This is a genomic window from Exiguobacterium sp. UBA5002 (assembly GCF_002396765.1).
Taxonomy (GTDB): Bacteria; Bacillota; Bacilli; order Exiguobacteriales; family Exiguobacteriaceae; genus Exiguobacterium_A.
In genome coordinates, this window is record NZ_DGYQ01000023.1 from 29,777 (window position 1) to 47,496 (window position 17,720).

13 protein-coding genes and 1 pseudogene are annotated in these 17,720 nt (G+C 44.5%); 2 read left to right on the plus strand and 12 right to left on the minus strand.

The genetic code is table 11. From position 1 onward, the window contains the following. Nucleotides 1-1,547: hypothetical protein (locus B4C70_RS06135; RefSeq protein ID WP_290777603.1), on the minus strand; the 1,547-nt coding region annotated here is incomplete at its 3' end. Nucleotides 1,548-2,006: 459 nt separating this feature from the next. Beyond that, a complete protein-coding gene (locus B4C70_RS06140) occupies nt 2,007-3,767 on the minus strand; it encodes a hypothetical protein (RefSeq protein ID WP_290777606.1) in 1,761 nt (586 codons plus the stop codon). 285 nt (nt 3,768-4,052) lie between these two features. Between B4C70_RS06140 and B4C70_RS06145 the strand changes: the two genes are divergently transcribed. After that, nucleotides 4,053-5,129, plus strand: coding sequence for a YheC/YheD family protein (locus B4C70_RS06145; RefSeq protein ID WP_290777609.1), 1,077 nt, complete (start codon nt 4,053-4,055; stop codon nt 5,127-5,129). Between the two features lie 506 nt (nt 5,130-5,635). On the opposite strand, the gene B4C70_RS06150 is transcribed toward B4C70_RS06145, so the two are convergent. The 8 genes and pseudogenes from B4C70_RS06150 to B4C70_RS06185 all read right to left on the minus strand — a co-directional run bounded on the left by B4C70_RS06150 (nt 5,636) and on the right by B4C70_RS06185 (nt 15,212). Then, a complete protein-coding gene (locus B4C70_RS06150) occupies nt 5,636-6,112 on the minus strand; it encodes a hypothetical protein (protein WP_290777611.1) in 477 nt (158 codons plus the stop codon). A gap of 289 nt (nt 6,113-6,401) precedes the next feature. Beyond that, nucleotides 6,402-7,139, minus strand: a pseudogene (locus B4C70_RS06155) (tyrosine-type recombinase/integrase). Between the two features lie 347 nt (nt 7,140-7,486). Continuing rightward, a complete protein-coding gene (locus B4C70_RS06160; protein ID WP_034817787.1) occupies nt 7,487-7,747 on the minus strand; it encodes a hypothetical protein in 261 nt (86 codons plus the stop codon). Nucleotides 7,748-7,827: 80 nt separating this feature from the next. Further along, on the minus strand, nt 7,828-8,139 hold the full coding sequence (locus B4C70_RS06165; RefSeq protein WP_290777617.1) for a hypothetical protein: 312 nt from the start codon (nt 8,137-8,139) through the stop codon (nt 7,828-7,830). 190 nt (nt 8,140-8,329) lie between these two features. Further along, complete coding sequence (locus B4C70_RS06170; RefSeq protein WP_290777620.1) at nt 8,330-11,101, minus strand: Ig-like domain-containing protein; 2,772 nt, start codon at nt 11,099-11,101, stop codon at nt 8,330-8,332. 820 nt (nt 11,102-11,921) lie between these two features. After that, nucleotides 11,922-13,265, minus strand: coding sequence for an Ig-like domain-containing protein (locus B4C70_RS06175; RefSeq protein ID WP_290777623.1), 1,344 nt, complete (start codon nt 13,263-13,265; stop codon nt 11,922-11,924). A 230-nt stretch (nt 13,266-13,495) separates the two neighbouring features. After that, complete coding sequence (locus tag B4C70_RS06180) at nt 13,496-13,903, minus strand: hypothetical protein (protein WP_290777626.1); 408 nt, start codon at nt 13,901-13,903, stop codon at nt 13,496-13,498. A 73-nt stretch (nt 13,904-13,976) separates the two neighbouring features. Continuing rightward, on the minus strand, nt 13,977-15,212 hold the full coding sequence (locus B4C70_RS06185; protein ID WP_290777629.1) for a UDP-glucose dehydrogenase family protein: 1,236 nt from the start codon (nt 15,210-15,212) through the stop codon (nt 13,977-13,979). Between the two features lie 110 nt (nt 15,213-15,322). Between B4C70_RS06185 and B4C70_RS06190 the strand changes: the two genes are divergently transcribed. Then, nucleotides 15,323-15,571 carry a hypothetical protein gene (locus tag B4C70_RS06190; RefSeq protein WP_041255214.1) on the plus strand — a complete coding sequence of 83 codons (249 nt, stop codon included), beginning with the start codon at nt 15,323-15,325 and terminating at the stop codon, nt 15,569-15,571. 63 nt (nt 15,572-15,634) lie between these two features. On the opposite strand, the gene B4C70_RS06195 is transcribed toward B4C70_RS06190, so the two are convergent. Together B4C70_RS06195 and B4C70_RS06200 are read right to left on the minus strand one after the other, a co-directional pair. After that, nucleotides 15,635-16,087 (minus strand): helix-turn-helix domain-containing protein, encoded by a 453-nt coding sequence (locus tag B4C70_RS06195; protein WP_349678013.1) that lies wholly within the window; start codon nt 16,085-16,087, stop codon nt 15,635-15,637. A 101-nt stretch (nt 16,088-16,188) separates the two neighbouring features. Then, entirely contained in the window at nt 16,189-17,625 is a 1,437-nt protein-coding gene (locus B4C70_RS06200; protein ID WP_290777631.1) for an SdrD B-like domain-containing protein, read from the minus strand. Nucleotides 17,626-17,720: the final 95 nt, after the last annotated feature.

Consider the following 17,720-nt stretch of genomic DNA (forward strand, 5'->3'; position numbering starts at 1 on the left):
AAGGCAGATTTAATCTCCGCTTTGGAAATCGAGCGTTTTTCAAGTGCTGGAAGCATCGTCAGCAACTCAATTCGGTTGGGCTGACTCTCTCCGTAGCGCACATACCGTGAAGCGAGAACGCTCCCTTTCCATTTTCCGTTCGTGTTCGCATCCGTTTCCGGAATGAACATGCTCCCTTTCGTTCCTTTTAGTTTCGAGTACGATGATGCGAGGACCGGTAGTCCTTCGAACGACTGTTTATCGAGGAGCGACTGTCGGTGACGCTCCAACCACGGAACATCTTTTAGCGACGATAACTTTGGTGGCGGCATTACTTTACCGATTACTGTCGTCGTAAAGCCTTCATACGTCGCTTTTAAGGTGTATAATCCTTGTGTTTTGCCATACAGCTTTCCCGATTTAATATAGGCTTTCGTTGGATTGTCCGTCGCCCAGCTGACACCAGATTTGACGAGAACCGTTTTTCCATCAGCTCGTGTGACTTCAAGTGCTAACGTTTCAGAAGAACCACTGTCCACACTTTGATGAGCTGCTGGTATTTGGACAGCGACTGGTCGTTTGTATAGCTCTTTCCCACTATAGACATTCGTGCTGCTGTACCCTTCGACGACGATTGAGCGCGCTTCGTTACTAAGTTCAACTCTTGATTGGTATGCAAGATTTTGATCATAGTCGAGGGACGTATGAATACGCCGCCCCGTCTCCCGTTCAAATAACGAGAACGCTCGGTCGTTTCCATAAGAAGTCACCGCAATGAATTTGCCCGACTCATCGATTGAGAGATCATTGTAAGAAATGTTCTTCCCTGTTACGAACTGTCCACTCGTTTGAATCTTTCTGAACCCTCGATTCAAATCGTAGACATCAAGCTGTGGTGTGTTATTTTCTCCTATGATAAGTAATCCATCATCATTCATATCAAACGCTTCGATACTTTCCTCTTCTCTTCCATGAATGACGCCTTTATAGGAGAGATCGGATGTGTAGACATTAGCATCCGACGAGGAAATGATGGCTACATGATCGCGTGCCGTCAAAATTTGACCGAATTGACTTGTTCCTCGGATGTTTAAGAGTTTCTCCGAATCTAGGTCAAACGATAGCATCTTACCATCTCCGTTATTTTCGGCTAGTAAAATGACCGTATGCGTATCCGGAATGAACTGAACCTCAATGAAGTCAGAAACTTCTTCTTCCTTGTTGAGAATCGTCGGTATTTCTTTGATTTTCGATCCAAAGGCGTCATAGACATGAATGGTTCCTTCTGATACTGCAACACGTAGACTTTGATCATCGGACGCATCAAATCCGTCCATCGACGAGTCAACATTAGGGAGCGACTGAATACGTTCGCCATTAGAAAGATCAATCAGCTCTGGTTTTTGATAAGAAGACCATCCCCATACGAGTTCTTGTCCTTTGATGATGTTAAACTGTCCGTATAACTCAAACGAAGTCGTCATGGGTGTATCGACCTCTGCTGAGACAGGAGATGTCCCACCCAAAATTGCAATACCGCCAAGTAAAGCTATCATCGTTTTCTTCATAATTTCATCATCCTCTTCCTGTTTAACGTTCCATCCATAGTTTACCGTAATCAAAGAATGATAAAATTCCATTTTTTAAAATAAAAGATAATATTTGGTTCATCACCATAAGGTGTGGTGGACACATGAAATCCATAAGATTTTGAATCGGACATAGAAAAAAGTAAAAACCCCGGCATCGTAATTTTTACATATTGCTTTTTTCAAGATAGAATCCTAGAAATCGCTTTGCGTCACTCTTCGTCCAGCAGTATGATGCTGCCTCAACTTTGTAATCTGCATGATCCACCGGTACTAATACATTTCGTGAGTTAGAAGGGCTCGCGACAATCGTATATTCTTCTGCAAGATTCCCGTCCTTCAATTCAAAAAATGAATACTTCTTTTTGGAAATAAAATAGCAGGTGACGTATGTCTACGCCACCTGCTTCATGTATTTGATTCAAGAATCGGAAAGTCTCATGATGAAATCTTTTTGTTCCCTTTTTTAGAGGATTGCTTACTCACTGTGATGAATCGTACCGTATCCTTTTTATCAAAATAGGTTTCTACGGAGAGATCGTTCAAGCGATAGCGATCGACACGTTTGATGGTGTATTTCGCGAATGTCTTATCGGACTTTGAAAACTGATGCGAAATGGAAGGAGCGTACGTTGTTGAGGTCACTGGTTTACCAAAGACGGCCTGAATCTCCTTTTTTGAAATCGAGCGCTGTTCGAGTGCTGGGAGCATCGTCAGTAACTCGATTTGATTCAGCTGATGTTCTATGGGACGTGGATATCGTGAAGCAAGGACACTTCCTTTCCATTTCCCGTTCATATTCACCTTCTCTTTCGAAAGAAACATCTTCCCCTTTGTTCCTTTAAGTTTCGAATAGGACGAGGACAGGACCGGTAAGCCTTCAAACGATTGGTGATCGAGCAGTGATTGGCGGTGACGCTCTAACCACGGTGTATCTTTTAGCGACGACAGCTTTGGCAGTACGACTTTACCAGTGACAGTCGCCGTGAATCCCTCATAGGTCGCGGTTAAGGTATAGTCTCCTTCTGCTTCACCGTACAGTTTCCCCGATTGAATAAAGGCTGCTTCTGGATGATCTGTCTCCCAGGTGACATTTGCTTTGACGAGAGCGGTCTTTCCGTCAGCTCGCGTGACTTCAAGTGCTAATGTTTCTGAAGACCCTCGATCTATGCGTTGACGAGCTTTCGGTATCTGAATCGCAATCGATCGTGTCAATAATGCTTTTCCACTGTAGATGTTCGTCTGGTTAGATCCCTCAACGATAATGGAATGTGCTTCGTTACTGAGTTCGACACCTGATTGATAAGAAAATTCTTGATTGTGGTCGAGCGAGGTATGAATACGCCGTCCTGTCTCTCGTTCAAATAACGAGAAGGGACGATCACTTCCGGACGAGGTAACCGCAATGAAGGTTCCTGATTCATCAATCGCGATGTCACTGTAGGAAACGTCACTTCCCATCACAAACTGCTCATTCGTCTGTGTCTTTTCAAGACCGCGATTTAAATCATAGACGTCAGGCTGTGGTACTCCCTGTTCTCCGATGACGAGAAGTCCCTCGTCATTCATGTCAAATGCCTCGATGCCATCTTCTTCTCTCGCATGGATGACGCCTGTATACGTCAAGTCAGCGGTATAGAGATATACAGCAGACGAATAGACGACAGCAACATGATCGCGTGCGGTTAACAATTGACCGTACGGGCTGGTTCCACGACTACTAAGAAGTTGCTCCGTATCTAAATCATACGAAAGAAGTTGACAGTGCCCACCATTCTTCGATAGTAAAACGATCGTATGCGTATTCGGAATGAACTGGACGTCAACGAACTTGGTAATCTTGTCTTCCTTGTCGACAATCTCTGACACTTCTTGAACCTTTGTTCCAAAAGCATTGTAGACATGAAGCACTCCCTGTTTTATTACGACACGTCGTGTTTGATCGTCCGAGACATCGAATCCTTCAATCGATGATTCTCTACCCGAGAGCGACTGAATGCGTTCTCCACTTTGAAGGTCAATCAGACTAAGTTGTTGATAGGAAGACCACTCCCAAACGCGTTCTTGTCCTTTAACGATTTGAAACTGTCCCGATAATCCGAATGATCCGGTTAACGGTAGGCTGACTTCTGCTGCGACAGGTAATGTCCCTCCAAAAGATATGATTCCCCCAAGTAAAGCCATCATTATTTTTCTCATGCCTATCATCCTTTTTCGTCTAACTTTCATTCATAGTTTAACGTATTCAAGGATAATAAAATTCCATTTTTTAAAACAAAAGAAAATATTTACAATCACTTAAAATGATTTTGTCGATAAAGCGCTTTCCTTTTATTTGTTAATTGGAATGCATTAAAAACGTACGTATTAAGCGATTGGAGACAAGTACGTAATCATTTTCGACTCAATTTTTCTAACCATTCTACTTTGACATGACATACAATAATGGTAATAACATGAAATATTTCAAGGGAGTTGAATCGCATGATTGTTTTATTCAACAACGTAAAATCACCTCGCATGATTCTACCAAAAGAACGATTACATTATTACGTTGAATATGCTCAGCATTTAGGACAACAGGTGGCCAGTTGCACGATCGAAGATGTTGATTTTGATGCTCAAGTCATTCAAGCAGAAGTATATGATGGGGAGTGGCATCGCCAATCGATTCCGTTTCCGTCTTTACTCTTAAATGAAAACTGTGTTGTTCCTTCACAATCCGCGCATCCCGAAGAGGATCTACGTCTTCAGCAAGTCATTCCTCATTTCTTTCACCTGATTGATGATAAGTATGTGCTTCAACAAAAACTAGAAGACGCGGGATCGTGGGGAACGTTATTCATTCCAACCGAACGATTAACAGGATTCGATCACTTTCTAACACAGCTAAAGAAACACAATGTCATCGTCTTAAAACCAACCAATGCTTCTAAAGGAACAGGAATATACAAAATTACCAAAGCGGCAGGTGTCGGCTATTCTGTAACCATTCAAGATCAGCGTCATATATATACCTATCAACAACTGCGAACGTGGATCCTCTCGTTAGTCGAACAAGGCAACTACATCCTGCAGCCATCCGTAATATCACGCACGGCAAGTGGCGAAACTTTCCATCTACGCACACACTTAGTTCGAGACGCCTCCGGTCAATGGACGATGCTCGTTTCCATTGCGGACGTTGCAAAAAAAGGACGGTTCATCACGAACTTAAGTGGCTATAAGACAGAACGAGCTGATGCGTTTCTTCAATCGTTACACCCTGAAGGTGCCTTCATGCATCGCGCACTCGTTGAACAAAGTCTTTTACTAGCGAAGGCCATCGACGCTTTATATCCCTTCACCTTACCCGAGCTCGCTCTTGATTTTGCATTAGACGAAACATGTGCCCTTCGATTTTTTGAAGCCAACACAGGACCTGAAATCATTGCATATAAGGAAGAACGCGAACAACGTCGGGCAGAAGCCTTGATTCCTTTTGCTGATGCTGTATCGCAAGCGATTGCAGGCGTTCCTATCGAGCAACGATTTGGTCGCTATTTTAAAGTTGGACAATGAACTTTCAATTAAAATTAATGGACCTGAATCCTCTAAATTAGATTCAGGTCTTAAGCCACTTCTTTTTTTACATAAGTCATTACTTTAGTTTCATTTGGTGAGGGACTCATCTCAGAGAATCTTTAAATCATAGCTACACAACCTAAAAAGATTTCTATACAAAACCGAGATAATAACTAACTTTACACAGTTTGATACCTTCATTCATTTCTTTGATACCTTGATTCAATTCAGAGTTTAACAATATCCGATGACCTATTTCTCCAGCTAGAACATCGAATACTCTGAAATCTCATTGTAAAAAGTTACAGGTGCTCAACCTATCTTTTACATACAACACTTCACTACAATTTATAGTAGATATCGAAAGGTTGTATAAACTATCTATAAAAAGTACAAATTTGAACTGCCCTATAAAAGTTGGAGATGGAAATCCAACTTTTATAGGGCAGTTTTTAGATCAAGTTCAAATCAAATACTTTGTTTTCACTTCGTTTTACAGTCTTTTATATCGGATGTTTTTTCTGATCGAAGAACAAATTCAAATCTGTCTTGTCCGTATCAGCAGCCAAGGCATTCTGAATAAGTCCGTTTAAGACCTGCATTTTTGATTTTTCGAAGAACGGTACTTGGATTTCGTAAGGCATACCTGACTTTTCGATTCGTAACGTCGTTTGAACGCTACTCAATACGATGCAAACACCAAAAGCGAACACAATTAAACCAGTCAAAAACGAACTAGCAATCGCTGAAAATCCAAAAAACGCCACAAACAATCCAACAATCATCGGTTTAAAACGATACTTAGTCGATAACATCGAACCCGAAATGTTTTTTAATGGAATGCTTTGCTGATCGCGACCAGCAGGAATAATTCCAAGGATTGTGTTCGTCAAGTTCGTCTTGACGAAACGAGAATCGACTTCAATCTCACCTTTCAACCAAAAGAAGATGAGACTGATGGAAAATACAACTTTGTTCATGATTTTCTTACTCCATTTCTTTATTGAACTTTTATTTGAAAAAACAATGATTTCATATAATCAGAATACCATTTCCATTTTTTTCTTCCTTAAATAATTTTATTAATATAGCAAATTGTTTTATCACAATCCAATTTCCCTTTTGTTTAGAAGCGATAGACTTGTGTACTGCACACTGAGTACTATTGAACCAAATCACCAGAAACAATTTTTCTATCTCGTGCTCTAATCTACGATAAGTCACTTTGTCTTTTTTCTCGAGATAAATGAAGGTAATATCAGCATGCTTCTATGTCAATCGTGTCGCGAACGTATGACGAAAGAGGTGTGGATAGAGATGACGACCAACATTGGTATTGAGTGCTCTCAGAACATCCGATAGACCACCTCGCGTCAATCGCTCCCCTCGTTGACTCAAGAAGATATACGGACTCTCTACCGCCTGACGATGTTTCATTCTATCTTCCTCCACATACTAACGTAGACAACGTAGCGTATCTTCGCGTAATGGGACTTCACGGACCTTATCACCCTTCCCATGGACTTCGATGCTTCGTCCTATCCAGTCAATCTGCCACAAGCGTAGCTCTACTAGCTCACTTGCTCGAAGTCCGGCATAGAGTAAGAGATGAATCAGCGACTGGTTCCGATAAGATAGGGAAGGTAGGACTTGTTGTACACGACGAAATTCTTCCTCCGTCAATACGTCGACCTGATGACTTCCCTGTGCTACCTTGATCCGGTCACTCCAGTAAATCCATCGTCTATCCAACTTCCCTTGTGCCATCAGAAAGTCATTGTAGGCAGTCATCGCATTGAGGAACTTATTGATCGTCGCTGCCTTCCTGCCTTGATCGAGCAGATATTGTTTGTGCGACAAGATATCCTCTCTTGAAGAAAACGTACCTCGTCCACTGAACTTCTCGACTTCTGCGACATAGCTATCAATCGTACTCGGTTGGCGTCCTTGTTCATAGAGGAATCGTCGGAAGGATTCGCGTTCCCCGTTTGCCATTCCCGATGTCATGGGTCCATCCCCTCTCGATTATTTTCGGGGTTTCGGGGGATGAGAATACAAAAATCCCCGAAACCCCGTTTTTTTACTCAGAGATACATCTCTATATCCAGTGAAAACAAAATCGGGGAACGGGAAATCTCCCTACAGTTCTACTGGACTTCCTCCCGAAATTCCCGGCAGTTCTACTTTTGTCTTCTACTCCTTTGCTGAATAGCTACCGAAACCGTTGGTATACAATACTTCCTTTCCTTCCTTTACTCCCAGCAGTCTTAATGAACAGTCAGGAGTCATAGAAAAGAATACTTCTACAACACACTATGCCGAGTCCCAAAATAGGACAAATAAAAAAGACCTTCTCACTCGAAAAGCTCTACGACTCGTTCTAGATATTCGACGTAGGACTGGATGACCAGCCGGTCATCTTCGTCCATGATGTTCTTGATACTTCGTTGGACGCGTGATCGATCGACATGAATGACGTCTTGTACGACATCTTCTAATACTTGCTCGATGACATCCTCTTCGGTCAGCAACTCCCCTTCGTAACAGTCCAACGTCTCATCATATTGACGATAATAATCCTTCCCTCCAAGCACTACCCGATGATATTTCCGCATTCTAATCTCCTCCTTTAGTATTTTTAACGGCATCGCATCTGTTACATACACTTGGTGTCGTCCTTCCTAGTCAATCCTTATCATGACTTCGTTTGGTCATATAGTTCGTAAGCAATCGTTCTTCCGTCACATAGCCATACCTCATAGACCAACCGATACGTGATCGGATCATAGCCCATTCCAGCCATCCATTCCTTTCCGCCTTCCTCGACATACACGAATGTATCAAACTGTATAGGATCAGGAAGTGACGAAAGATGTTCCGATGGAACGATAGCCGAATCAATCTCTGAATGCTCGAACAGATAGGACTCCATCCCGACCTCATCGACGGCTATCACTTTACCAAACAGTTGCTTGATACGACTAACGAACCCGATTCTTCTATCCATCACATTATCTCCTTTCTCCAAATAAAAAAGAGCATTCACTCCCGGATTGGAATGAATGCTCTAAAGAAATTCATACAAGGTAATAATATATATTTGAAACTAATTTAAAAACCCTCTCATGCATATGCACAAGAGGGTTGAATGGAATAGGCGTATCCATTCTATATTAATCCTTTATAGGGAGGATTAATTACTTCGAGACCGTAATTTCTTCTTTTTGAGCAACATTGTTAACATCAAAGATGTTAGCTTTGCCACCTACAGCCAATTTAACTGTAGATACGCTCTTAACAGCAGTAGCATCAGTTACTGTAAGAACAATTTTACCGTCTTCAGTGACTGTGTAGTCAGAGAATGTAACAACATTTCCTTTAGAATCTAACAATTTCAATTCATCAGCGATAGCATCTGCTTTTGTTGCCGGATCTACAGGAGCTTCTGCAGTTACTTTTACAGCTTCAGAATAAGAAAGAGTTAACTTAGTCAAATCAGTTGCTACGATTGACTTAAGTTCTGGAGCAGTGTTGTCTTTGATGTCTACTGTTACAAATTTAGATTCAGAAGTTTTACCATCAAGTGATTTAACTCCAGTAATACGGAATCCAGCTTTCGCATCATTAGCTTTTACGAATCCTTTAGGTAACTCGATTTCTACTTTTGTTTGGTAGCCGTTGTCACCTACATTACCAGCTAAAGTAATTTTTGTATCAGCAGGTAATGTAACACCGTTGATTGTGTAAGCTGAAGGGTTGAGAGCAGAACCATCACCGACAACAGCAACTTTAGTACCGAAGTCTACAGCCAGCGTGTTAACTTTGTTTTCAACGTTAGTTGCTGAAACAATCGCAAATGAAGTTTGAGCTGGTGGAACGATATCGTTAATTGTTACAGAGAAGCCATACTTAGCAGATTTATTAGCAACTAATGCATTATCAGTTACGAATCCTTCTGGTAATTCAAACGTATACTTGCTAGATACAACATTCGCTTTGAATGAGAAAACAACTTTCTTAGAGTCTTCTTCATCAATTGTAGGAGCGTTGACTACATCATTAACAGCAAGGATTTCACCTTTAGCATTAACTACTTTTAATCCAGTCAAAGATTGTCCTTTTACATCTTCAGTATAAGTTAAAGCAAATCCAGTTACTTTACCGTCTTTGTCTTTTACTTCTTCTACTTTAGAGACTGCTGGTGCAGTTGCATCTTTAGTTACTGTAGCTGTTTTTTCGATTTTAACGAGGTTAGTGTTACCAAGTGAATCTACAAGTGCTTTTTCAGCAAATTTCAATGTAACAACGTCAGAATTTCCTGTTTTGAATAGGTACTGATCGTTAAGAGTGATGATGTATTCTCCATCTTTCTCTCCAGCGTCTACCGACTCAATGATTGATGTAGCAAAAGTTCCTACTGTTGCAGATAGCATAGAAGATTTTTTAAGCTCAGCGATATCAACTTTTTTAGAAAGTGTCAATTTAAGCTTATCTTCTGAAATAGCTACAACGCTAGAGACCTCTGGTGAAACATTATCTACCGAAACTGAAAGAGGAGCAACTTGTACGTCTTTGATGTTTCCAGCAAAGTCAGTAGCATTGATTACTGTAACATCATACTTTTTCGAAGCGTCAAGTGGTTGTGCGAAAGTAATAGTCGCTTCTTTACCGTCTAGAACAACATTGTAGTTAAGACCATCGATTTTGATCGTATCTACAGATTTAACATTCTCATCGAAAGTAACAACTACCGATTTGATACCATCTTTAACGTCTTTAACAAGAGTAGTAGCTTTGACAAGTGCAGGTGCAACTTTATCATCTACAGAAACTTTAGCGTTAATAGGCTTAACGAAAGTACCTTTTACATCTTTAATCATTTCGAAAGGAACTTTGACTGTGTAGTCACCTTTGAAAATTTTAGTGTTAGCTGTAGTAAGCGTTAAAGTCATACCATCAGTGCTGAGTTCTTGCTTGATAGCACCAGTGTCAGCAGCGCCAGTTCCAGCTTCTACTTTAATCAAATCTTCATTAGCAACTTTCAAAGTTTTAGCGTCGATAGCTTTGTTGAAATGTACTTCAACTGTTTGAGAGTTAATCGCCTTAACTTCTTTAACCATTGGAGCTTCGATTACGAAGTCTTTAGCAGGTGAAACAACTTCACCGACTTTAACTGCGAATGCGTGAGTTCCAGCTGGAAGTACGCCTGATTTAGCAGTCAATTTGCCGTCTTTGAGTTCAGCAGCAACTTTAATTGGCTCTTTAGTCATGTCTTTGAATGCATAGACAAGAACCTCTGCTTTAGCATCTTTTGCTGGGTATTTAACGTCAGCAGAAACTGAAAGCATATCGTCTTTGATTTCGTTCATGACGTTTGTGATTTCAGCAGCTTTGACTTCATAAGCGATTGAACCCTTGATTGAAGAGTTTTTGCCCATGTAGTTGTAAGAAAGCTTCATTTCGCCAGCTTTGTCTGTTTTTTCAGCCGTGAGGTTGAAAGATTTAGCAGAACGAGCGATGACTTTACCGTCTTTGTATTTCACGTCGATTGTTGAAGGAAGGTTGAGTTTCTCACCAACTGCGACAGGAGCGAGCTTTGGCTCAACAACGTCAACTGGGTAGTTGTTCAACTTCACTTTGATCGAAGCTTTTTTCGTAGTACCTGAAACAGTACCAGAGATTGTTTGGTATTTACCGATGTATTTTTTGTCGTAAGAGACTTTGCCCCATTTGACTGAACGGTTTTCGTATTTCTTGTTTGAAAGCAATACTTTAACCGTTTTTGGAAGTGACAATTTTTTCACTGCGAATGTGTAACCACCGTAGTGTGAGATTGAAGCTGGGTTTGTAACAGATTTAACTGTGACTTTCGATGCAGCATCCGCCGTAAGGCCTGGTGCTACTGCTGAAGCTGTCACTGCAAGAGCAGCTGCTGCAGCGTATAATTTGTTCGATTTCTTCGTGCCCATGTGTAAAAATCCTCCCTTAATTAAACTACTAGTTGACTTGACGACTTGCCTCCAATAAAAGACAAAAGACAAACTTCAGGATCTCCTCCACCCAGCCTTTTCTCGTCCATACAATGGTAATGAAGTTGCTATTTCTGCCAACTAAATTTCAATTGTATTTCAAATCCAAGTCAGATAAAGGAAGAAGTCTTACGTCCTGACGAAAATTGATAATTAGATAAAATAGGTAATATTAGAAACCTAATTTTCCCTTTTCTATCGAATCAGTATGTAATCGTCATTCCATAATTCTTATCGACACCTGATACTCCAATGTTTAACGATTTCTCGAAGAAAAATCGTTTTTCATGAATTTGCAGGTTAATCCCACTGTTTACCAGTTGTCTCGACCTACAAGAATAAATATACCGAAAGTGTTTCATTTCAACAACCCTAAATTTGTAACTAAAATGCAATCTAATGGTCTTATTAAAAATTTTTTACATGGTGTCTTATGGAAAATGATTTTCCGATTACCCTACTGTTAAAAAACACCTTTTTTTCGACAAAAAGTGACACGTTTTCACGACTGGGTGTCGAATGATTTTTTTTATCAAAAAAGCTAGACTAACTTCTCTGCTTTTAGTCCGATTTTAAAAAACGCGGAAATGATTCGAAAGTCACGCTCTGATTTTCAATCCAAAAGAGATTAAAAAAATTTATTTTAGATGTTTTTTGATCCTTTCATCGCTTTTCCCCTGATTGTCCCCACTCACAAATTGTGTCGAAATCGTGAAAACGCATTCCTCGTCTGTTAGGAATGCGTTCTTTCTATAGATGATTAGCGCGTCACGTATATCTGCTTCGTTGTTTTCCCGTACCTGTTCTCAGAAGAGATAGTGATCTTTGTGCCACGCTTTGCTTTAGGGATTGAAAATGTATAGCGACCCGTTTGATTCGCTATTTGAATATACGTCCGCTGGTTGATCGTTACTCGCACTGTAGCATTCTTCTCCGTCGTCCCGCTGACCTGTCGCGCTCCGGCTTTAACCGGAGTGATTTGTAAGACTGGGAACAGGTGACTCGCTGTCATCCGGAAATGATAGTATCCGCTGTAGTACGTACTCCCAATCCGGAAGTAGTAGGTGCCTTTCGGAAGTTCGAGACTGTCCTTCCATCTCCCTGGTGTCTTCTCATTTCCGCTCAGACTCCGGTAATAGAGCGACTTGTTCATCGGGTCCGTCCATTCAATCGTCATGGATGGATCAATCATCGTCGTGACATCGAACGTCACCTGACTCTTTTTCGGCAGCGTCACACGGTAGTAATCGTTATGATCCTGCCAGGTCAGCAGACCACTATAACTTTGTGCAAACAATAGACGTGTTGCCTCGAGCACTCCGTCATTCGGTTCCTGTTCATTCGTCGTTACCGGTTGCATCGCTGCCTTGACCTGATAACGACCGGTTTGTGTACTCGTCCGTGACAAGGTCAGAAAGTAAGTCCCCGCTTCTACATAAACCGCTCGACGGAATTTTCCCGGCGACTTCTCTTCACTGACAAGATAGCTCGAGAAGACGTTCTCGTTTAAACTGTCCGTCAGACTGATCGTTGCATTGCCGCGCAGGTATGTATCGATGGCTAGTGACAGCTTGCCGTTTTTTGGAACATTCACTTGATAGATGTCTTTTTCATCTTGCGCAGACAGCATTCCACGGACCGCTTGCTGAAACGGTAAGACTTGCGCTTCTAGCGTACCGTTATTCGGTTCCTGATCATCCGTCGTGACGGTTTCTGCTGTCGCACGAAGCGTGTAGACTGCGGGTCGCTTACTTAAGATGTATTCCGCTACGACGAGACGGTAGTTGCCCGGCTCCACGTATTCAGACAGGACAGCTTGTGCCGGTCTGACGCCGTCACTCGTTACACTCTGATAGAGAACTTGTTTACCACGCTCATCCTGTAAGGTCACGCGTGTATTTTCACCGAATCCACTGACGTCGACAGTCAGCTTACTCGGACGCGTCACGGTGAGATCATACTTCGCTGACTCGTTGGCTTTTAGGACACCGGATACCGGTTGATCCCATACGAGTGGACCGTCCGCTTCGACCGCACCACCTGACCAGATGATCAGCAGTAAGCTCAGCACACTCGCTCGCCCAATCATACGTATTCTATTCATCGCTTTCACTCCTTGTTTTTAGGTCATGCCTTCCTCAGTATACGAAACCACTTGCTGGAGGAAGCTTGTTCTTTTCAGGAGGATGGGAACCGGTTCTTAAAAATCAGCGATAACAAAAAAAGAAAGCCACGCAGGCTTTCTTTTTAAAGTCGATCTGCTAGTGTTCGCCCGAGTACAGCGTTCTGCTCCGACGCGTTGACTACTTTCCACTAGATCCTTTCTTATAAAACTTACGGTAGAGCATACATCGACTTTTCCAGTGCATCAAGAAACGGACGCTCCGCAAAGGCATGGCTCCGTTCTGCTGTGACGACAATCGTCTCCTTCTCGCGCTTAAAACGAACCGGTAGTCCTTCCGCGATCCATTCAAGCTGCGCTTGCATCTTTTGGCGGATGCTGCCGCCCTTGCGTTCGGCTTCCATGAACTGACGTATGTATTGCAAAACGTAGCCGAATCCGAACTCAATCGGAATTCGAAGTTCCGTTCCTCGTTGACGGATCCGGATCAGCCCTGCCCCGTAATGGACAGCACGTTCCCACTCTTCGTTCTGTCGTTGATTCCATCCGGGATATAACACGTGTGCCTCAAGCGCTCCCTTCGGACCACTCGGTTGAACCGCGAAATAATCGATCTGCATGTCGCCTCGTCCTTTCGTCTAGCAAAATAGGGATGACACCATGACTGGTCTCATCCCTAATGACAGGTCGCACTTAGCGTTTGTTCGAAAATTCTTTTCCCGGGCGTCCGATTGCTTCATAAGCGACGCCTGCTGGGGCATCAACGTACTGCCAACAGTTCCGTCCGTCAATCAAACGTGGCGTCTGCATGACGCGCGTCAACAGTTCGGGCGCCATCGTCTTCATCTCCGGCCACTCCGTCATGATAACGGCGACGTCCGCTTCGCGTAACGCTTCTTCAAGCGTCGGTTTCTGGTCAAGCAATGTCCGCGCCGCCGGATCATAGCCGACGACGACGACACCGAGTTGCTCGAGTCGTTCCGCGAGGCGTAAGGCTGGCGCATCCCGTAAATCGTCCGTGCCCGGCTTAAAAGCAAGCCCGAGCAGCGCGACACGCATCCCCCGCTCTGGACGGACCTTCGCGAGGACGTAATCGAGCTGGGCTTCGTTCGTCCGGTCAGCTGCTTCGATGACGTGCAGCGTCGTCTCGTGCGTTCGCGCAAGCGTCGTCAATGCGGCGATGTCTTTCGGGAAACAAGACCCACCGTAACCGGCACCTGCTCGTAAGAAAGCAGAACCGATCCGAGGATCGAGTCCGATCCCGTGGGCGACTTCCGTCACGTCGGCACCGACTGCATCCGCAAGCCGGGCGATCTCGTTAATGAAACTGATTTTGACGGCGAGGAAACTGTTCGCCGCATATTTCGTCAACTCCGCTGTCGTTGGATCAACGACGACGACCGGAGCTGTCGTTTGAAATAACTGCTCGACCGTTTTTGCAAAAGTGGCATCCGTCGTCCCGATGATTAGACGGCTCGGCTGACGGTTGTCCGCGAGGGCCGTTCCTTCACGCAGGAACTCCGGCACCATCGCGAAGCGTAACGTCGGGTGCTCGTCTTGCAGGCGGGCCGTTGTTCCCGGTGGTACCGTCGACTTGACGATGACACTCGCTCCCGGACGTGTTTCTTCAATCAAGCGTGCGACCGCTTCGACAGCCGATAGATCACAGCTACCGTCTGCTCGTTCCGGAGTCCCGACGGCAATCAAGTACAAGTCGGACGCCGGATAGTCCGTCGTGAACGTCAGGCGTTCGCGATTGAGGCGAAGTGCGTCTTCGATTCCTTCTTCGGTGATCGGTGCGATCCCTTGCGCTAACCGTTCCATCCGTTCTGCATTCAAGTCGACACACGTCACCTCATGTCCGTTTTCTGCGAGTCCGATCGCAGTGACGAGTCCGACATATCCTGTCCCAATCACTGTTGCTTGCATCTCCATCACGTCCTTGTCCATTTTTCTCTGTCTTCACTATACGGGAGGAAAGCCGATTTGTGCATCGAAAAAGCTTTCCGAATACGCTATACTGAGTACGGAATGGAGGAATGCATGTGGCGATCATCATTTTTAGCCTCATTTGTCTCTTCGCGTATCGGATCCGTAAGCTTCCAGAAGTCCTGCGGTCGATTTTACTCGTCCTTGGTTTAATCAGTGGATGGTTCGCGTTATTTGAGATCATTGGATATATCGAAGCCAATCCGTACTTGGCGGCCATCCCGATCGCACTCGGGCTCGGCTATTGGTACTGGAAACGTAAACAACGTTCCGTCAAAAAGACGCCTTCGGATCAGTGAAGGCGTCTTTTCCTCTTACATACGAAAGCGCACGAGGGAGTTGTCCCTACGTGCGCTTTGCTTTTAGGATTGTTGTTTACGCTCCATCGACGCGATTTGTTCCTCGATATCGAGCAACTTCAATTCGTGTTCGAGCTCGAGGCGACGTTTCTTCCGTTTCAAGCGCGCGAGTTCCGCTTCCATCGAAGCTTTCGAGGCTTCCGGTGTTGCCGTCGTCTCACTCGATTGCATCGTCTCTTGGAGCGGATCAAAAACGTTCGACTTCGCGAACTGGGCTGCTTCCGGTCCGAACATATCTTGGATGATTGGAAGAATCTTGTTCAATGCCGTTCCCGGAATCTGTGATTTCTCATCGACTAACCGTTTCAGCGCCAATTCATCGACACGATAGCCTTTGCCGTCCTGCTCCGCGTGCAATTCCCCTGTCCGAATCCAGCGCCGGACCGTCTCTTCCGATACCCGTAACAATTCACTGATCTGTTTTGTCGTCAACATCGAATCCCTCTTTCCTATGATTTGATACTACTATTATGCGCATATGTGTGCGTGTGCGTCAATAAACACACACCCTTTCACAAAAAAGAACGCCTCCGCTCAGGAGACGTTCCGTTTAAGCCTTATCGTTTTCGAACGAGCAACCATACTCCGACGACGGCACTCATGCCACCGACGACCGCGAACGGAAACGGCTTGTCTTCCCCTGCTTGCGGTAGACGTTCCGCTGTAACGGTCGGAGTCGACGTAGTATCCGCTTTTGCTGCGACCGGTGCTGTCGATTTTACCGGACTGACGACTTTCGTCGGCGTTTCCTTGACCGGTTCAACAGGTGGAGCGAGCTCGACGGCAACCATTGTTCCGCCACCATCACGTGTTAGATCAAGGACGGCATCGACCGATTGACGCTTCAAGTGTTTCAAGAGGTGCGCCTGAGCATCCTTCGCCTCACTCATGTCCTCTTCAAACGCAATGTAATCGAGATGATGCATCGCCTTAACCGTATAACCGGCAGGCGCTTTGACTTTTAAAATGTACGTGCCGACCGGGAAGCTGTCTCCGCCCGCAAAAGCGTGATCATCTCCTTCGTCTTCAATCGTCCATGCCGTTTCACCCGTGACCGTATCCAGTAACGTGTACGTCATCGGGACGGTCTCTTCTTTTTCCTGCGGCTGTTGGTCCCCATTCGCATCGACGAAGTTCGTCAGTGTCAGGAAGTGCGACGGTTCCATCATCTCGTCCCCTTCTGTCATACCGGCATCAATGATTCGGACGTCCCCTGCTTGGATCGTTACGTTCGTTGTTCCGAACGTGTTGACATCTGAATCCTGATGCGGCTTCGTGAACGTATACAAGCCGATGTCATAGCCATCGACCTTGACTTGATACGTCCCTGGCGTCACCTGTTCGAATATGTAGTTCCCTTGTTCCGTAATCGCCATGTCCGTGACGTCGCCACGTGGCGTGATCAAGAAGACACTGACGTCATCAAGAAGGGATTCTGTCTCTTGGCGAATCCCGTCTTCGTTTGCGTCATACCAGACCGTTCCCGTAATTTGCCCCTTCGTCGCCTTGACGTTCGTCGCCGGAGCCGGTTTTGTTTCTGTGACTGGCTTTTCCTTTATCGGCGTCGTCGGTTTTGGTTGATTCGGTGTGACCGATTCTGTATCCGGTTTGACGTCTGGTTTAACTTCCGGTTCTGTGACCGGTTCTTCCGGTGTCGCAGGATCATCCGTTACCGGCTCCTCCGCGTCGACTTTCGGAAACTCAAGGATGATCGATTGCTGTGTCGTTGGTTCCGTGACGACGATCCGTGGTGCCTTTTCTGCTGTGAACGTCACCGTCGGATGTGCAGCGATATCAATGCCGCTTCCCGTCAAACCGTCTGAGAACGCAAGCGCCGTCTCACTCGTCACATCGACGATGCCTTCTCCCGTGAAGGTCAACGTATACGGCCCTGTCCCGCTTGCTGTCACGTCCCATTTCGATTCGGCTTGGACCGGAGCGATGCCCGTCCCACTCCACATCAGGAGTAACAAAAAGATGATGATTTTTTTCATGGTGTCTCATTCAGCTCCGTTTCTAATAAGAAAAACATATCTAAATTTTAAACAACAACGTAAAATTAAACCAGATAATTTTGTTTGAACTGTCC